The organism is Ignavibacteria bacterium (assembly GCA_025612375.1).
Lineage (GTDB): Bacteria > Bacteroidota > Ignavibacteria > Ignavibacteriales > SURF-24 > JAAXKN01.
In genome coordinates this window covers 1-4,160 of the sequence record JAAXKN010000089.1, presented here as the reverse complement: position 1 = coordinate 4,160, position 4,160 = coordinate 1, and the positions used below count along the sequence as shown (strand labels likewise).

The 4,160-nt window shown below is 43.2% G+C and carries 3 protein-coding genes; 1 reads left to right on the top strand and 2 read right to left on the bottom strand.

From position 1 onward, the window contains the following. The first annotated feature begins 356 nt into the window (after positions 1–356). Positions 357–2,495: a T9SS type A sorting domain-containing protein gene (locus tag HF312_21260; protein MCU7522745.1), complete on the top strand. Its 2,139-nt coding sequence runs from the start codon at positions 357–359 to the stop codon at positions 2,493–2,495. 775 nt (positions 2,496–3,270) lie between these two features. Here the strand turns inward: HF312_21260 and HF312_21255 are convergent. After that, the gene (locus HF312_21255; GenBank protein MCU7522744.1) at positions 3,271–3,468 is read right to left on the bottom strand and encodes a hypothetical protein; all 198 of its coding nucleotides are present in this window, start codon (positions 3,466–3,468) and stop codon (positions 3,271–3,273) included. A gap of 14 nt (positions 3,469–3,482) precedes the next feature. Beyond that, a partial coding sequence (locus HF312_21250) for a hypothetical protein (protein ID MCU7522743.1) occupies positions 3,483–4,160 on the bottom strand: 678 nt, incomplete at its 5' end.

The following is a 4,160-nucleotide window of genomic DNA, read 5'->3' as shown; positions in this document are numbered from 1 at the left end:
CAATAGAGCTCCGGAGGAGCGACTTGTATCACGGAGATACATATTTATACCCTTTTTACAAGTCGCTCCTCCGGAGCTCTGAATATTTTTTTGACCGTCGTTTTTCTACAGACAAGTCACCTCTCCGAGGCTCTTTGATTTACACTATTGAACGTTTTGGTGCAAAAACAAATGCCTCACCCCATTTTACAAAATTATTTTTTGACGTGAATACCTTTTTCTTTTAGCTTAAAAATAACACCACTCGTCTTATTAACAATTCGTTACTATGATCCGTCTCTGATTACAATTCTATAAAGAAAGGATACCGGTAAGAACATTTAATCAATAAAAACTTTTCACGAAAGAGGTGGACTATGAGGCATATATATCTTTGGTGTTTGGGGCTTTTAATTCTTCTTTCCGGCCTTATGCCCGCGCAGACTCAGTGGCAGAACTACACAAACGGCCGTCTCGTTAAGGCAATTGCTGAAGAAAATAACTACCTGTGGGTCGGTACCATGGGGGGTCTTGTAAAGCTTGATAAAACTACAGGGAACGCTACTTTCTATAATAAATCCAACTCCGGCATCCCCGGAAATTTCACACTCGGTATTGCCGTTGACGCAAACGGGATCAAATGGCAGGCAACCCGCAACGCCGGACTCGGACGCTTCGACGGCCAGAACTGGAAAATCTTTAACCTCGCTAACTCAAACATCCCCTTCAACTGGGTCACTTCTGTAGTCATAGATAAAAACGACGATAAATGGGTTACTACTAACGGCGGAGGCGTTGGCAAACTTACAGATACAGCGTGGACCAGATACAACCCCGCGAACTCCGGTTTCCAGTCCAAGCTTGCCACCTCGATCGCAATAGATTCCTCGGGAGTCAAGTGGGCAGGCTCAAGCGATAAGGGTCTCGGGATGTATAAGGATTCCGCGTGGACAATGCTTAATAAATCAAACTCCCAGCTCCCCGATGACAACGTGCTCTCTGTAACCGTGGACAAGAATAATAATAAATGGGTAGGCACTAAGTCAGGCGGCCTCGCAAAATTTGACGGCACGAACTGGACAATTTATAATACCTCAAACTCAGAGATACCTTCAAACACAGTAAACTCAATTGCAATCGATACAGCGGGCACCATCTGGCTTGCTACAGGAGCCGGAGTTGCAAAATTCGACGGCACTGCATGGACAGTCTACAGCCCCGCAAATTCTGATCTGAAGGACAACCTTATTACCGTGGTCTTTGTCGATAAGGAAAACACTAAATGGGCCGGCACAAACGACTTCGGACTTTTTAAGTTTGACGGCACAAACTGGACACAAATAAATACCTCAAACTCCGGACTTCCGGATAACTGGGTCGGCACAATCGTAATTGATAAGAATAACACAAAATGGATCGGCACACTTCAGGGCCTTGCCTCTTTCGACGGACAGACATGGAAGGTTTATAACGACACAAACGGGCTGCCCGTAAAAGATGTCTATTCCATTGCAATCGATTCAAATGACGTGAAATGGATAGGCACAAACGGCGGCGGACTTGTAAGCTTCGACGGCACCACATTCACAGTTTATAATACTGTTCTTCCAAGCCTTGTAGTCCATTCCGTAAAGGTTGATAAACAGGGCATTATCTGGCTCGGCACCGATGCAGGTGTTGTAAGATATGAAGGAAACATCTGGAAGGTGTATAATACCTCAAATGGGCTCCCGGTAAACAAAGTGCTCTGGGTCGAGCTCGATCACTCAGGAAACCTCTGGGCGGGCACTGGCGGGGGCGGCGCTGCAATGTTTGACGGCTCTGGCTGGATTGTCTACGACAGCCTCAACTCTCCTCTTCCATCCAACACCGTAAACTCCATCGGGGTCGACAGGAACGGCACCAAATGGCTCCAGACCACGCAGGGCGAAGCTATTTTTGACGGCAGCAACTGGACTATAATTAAACCAGCAAAGAACGGGCTGCCCGATCCATATGTAAGATCAATTGCATTCGACTCCACCGGCAACAAATGGATAGGCACATTCCTGGGACTTGTAAAATACAACGATTCCACATTCACGCTTTTTAACCGTCCCAACACGGGGCTCCCCGGTCAGGACGTGGTCTGCATAGCGATTGACAGGTTTGACAATAAATGGATAGGCACAAACCGCGGCCTTGCAGTCTTCAATGAAAAAGGGATTCCCGGAAGCAGCACCTCAGGCCTGAGCAGCAAAATAGAAATACCAAAGGGCTTCAGCCTCATGCAGAACTATCCAAACCCCTTCAACCCAACGACAACAATAAGCTACAGTCTGCCGGGACAAAGCTTTGTAAAATTGAAGGTATTTGACATACTCGGCCGCGAGGTAATGCAGCTAATAAACGAGATCCAGACAGCGGGAGTCCACCAGGCAGTATTCAACGCCCAGACTCTCCCCAGCGGCACATATTTCTACAGATTAGAAGCCGGGAGTTTCACGAGCACAAAGAAGTTGATATTATTAAAATAATTTCCCCCAATTCCAACGGGCTGGTCCCTGCCGACCCCGGCTGACTAGTCAGTACTGACTAGCCCGTACCTTTAGGTACGGGTCCCGGGAAATCGCCTCTCCCCGTTTGGGCTTCAGCCCCCGATTATCCGTTTAGGATCTGGGGCTGAAGCCCCGAGGGTGCGAAGGACGCATGAAACCCCGCGCGCTAAAAGCTCGGGGCTAGTCATAAAATATTTATTGATTGGAATGACTCGGAATACCGTTCTTAAATTAAATAGAACTTCCTATCCAACGCAATTAGGAATAACTACACATTCAAGATATTTGTTGAACCTTTTTTCTCTCAACGCTATCGGATAAAAACATAAGGAGATATATGGGAAGCAGGAGACCAATAAAATTCAAAATAATATTAAATGCGTCAAAATCTGGCATTTGCGTCCCTTCATTCATCTGGAGCAGCCACGACATCCACTTTGTCAGGCTGCTAAGGAGTATTAATACAGCCCATATGCGAATTAATATCAACTGGATTTTCATTTTGCTCAAAACTGTGATCAGGACAGCAGCCTGCAGAATAATCGGCACAAGATTCAAAATGTTAAAAGTAATAAGGAATAAAAATAAATTTGTGCATATGAGTGCTATTAATGCAGTTATAAGCACCACAAGAAATGTTTTATTTGTGTATTCTACCATTTTTAACCTATTGATTTTAACTGCTTTTTAAATAAATACTTTATTCAGAACTAAATTCCATTAAAAGGAACTTCCCTTGATAAGGTTTTCTATTTTAGAATAAATATTTTATTATTTTATACAAAAGTACAATAAAATTAAGGATTCCCGTAAATAGCAGAATGTATACGCCCCATGCATGGGCCCTTGACAATGCATCAGTTTGCTTATCTTTTATTCCAAAGATTAATAATGCAGCCAATATCCCTAAGATGATAAGAGTAACGTTACCTTTTATATTCTCCCATTCCATATATTCTCCAATGCTTAAAAGCCGAAGCCCGATCCTACTCCATAATTGATTATTGTATTAGAGCTTCCAAATACATTGCGCAGTAAGGAAGATTGATCAACTGTAATTGTAGTACTTGGGGCAAGAGCCGTATTTATCATTCTACCCGTTGTAACTCCTATACCGTCCCAAAGCATTGTTCTATAATCTTGATTATCTCCAGTAATTGCAAATTTTATCATACTTGTGCCTAATGCCATTTCACCAGTGACAGTTGAAATGGTAGCTAATCCTCCACTTAATGGGGGAAAGCCAATTGTTATTTTTGCTCCCGTAGCAGTAAGAATACTTGTTCGAGATAAAACAGTATGACTAGCATCTAAAGCCGTTACTGAATTATTCTTTACATTTGCCGCTAATTGCTGCCCTACTTTTTGAGCATCGTTCAAGGTTTTCACTGGTTTAATATTATCTGTCGGGCTCATATCTTTTTCTTCAGTTTTTTCCTGGTACTTTGAATAAACCAATGTGTTCAGAAACTTCTTAAATTTGTCCCACCATGAAGATTTCTCATCACTTTCATCACCTTCATCACCATTTTGACCAGGTTCTCCTTGTTCCATACCATTAGGATCGATAAACCTTAAAGGATTACATTTTGTGTAATTATAAGGACTCCATCCCGGGTATTTACTGGCCAAAGGATCCACGCT

Bases quoted from the DNA above. Each gene is read 5' to 3' on its own strand.
- HF312_21260 (MCU7522745.1), top strand. From the start codon at position 357: ATGAGGCATATATATCTTTGGTGTTTGGGGCTTTTAATTCTTCTTTCC.
- HF312_21255 (MCU7522744.1), bottom strand. From the start codon at position 3,468: ATGGAATGGGAGAATATAAAAGGTAACGTTACTCTTATCATCTTAGGG.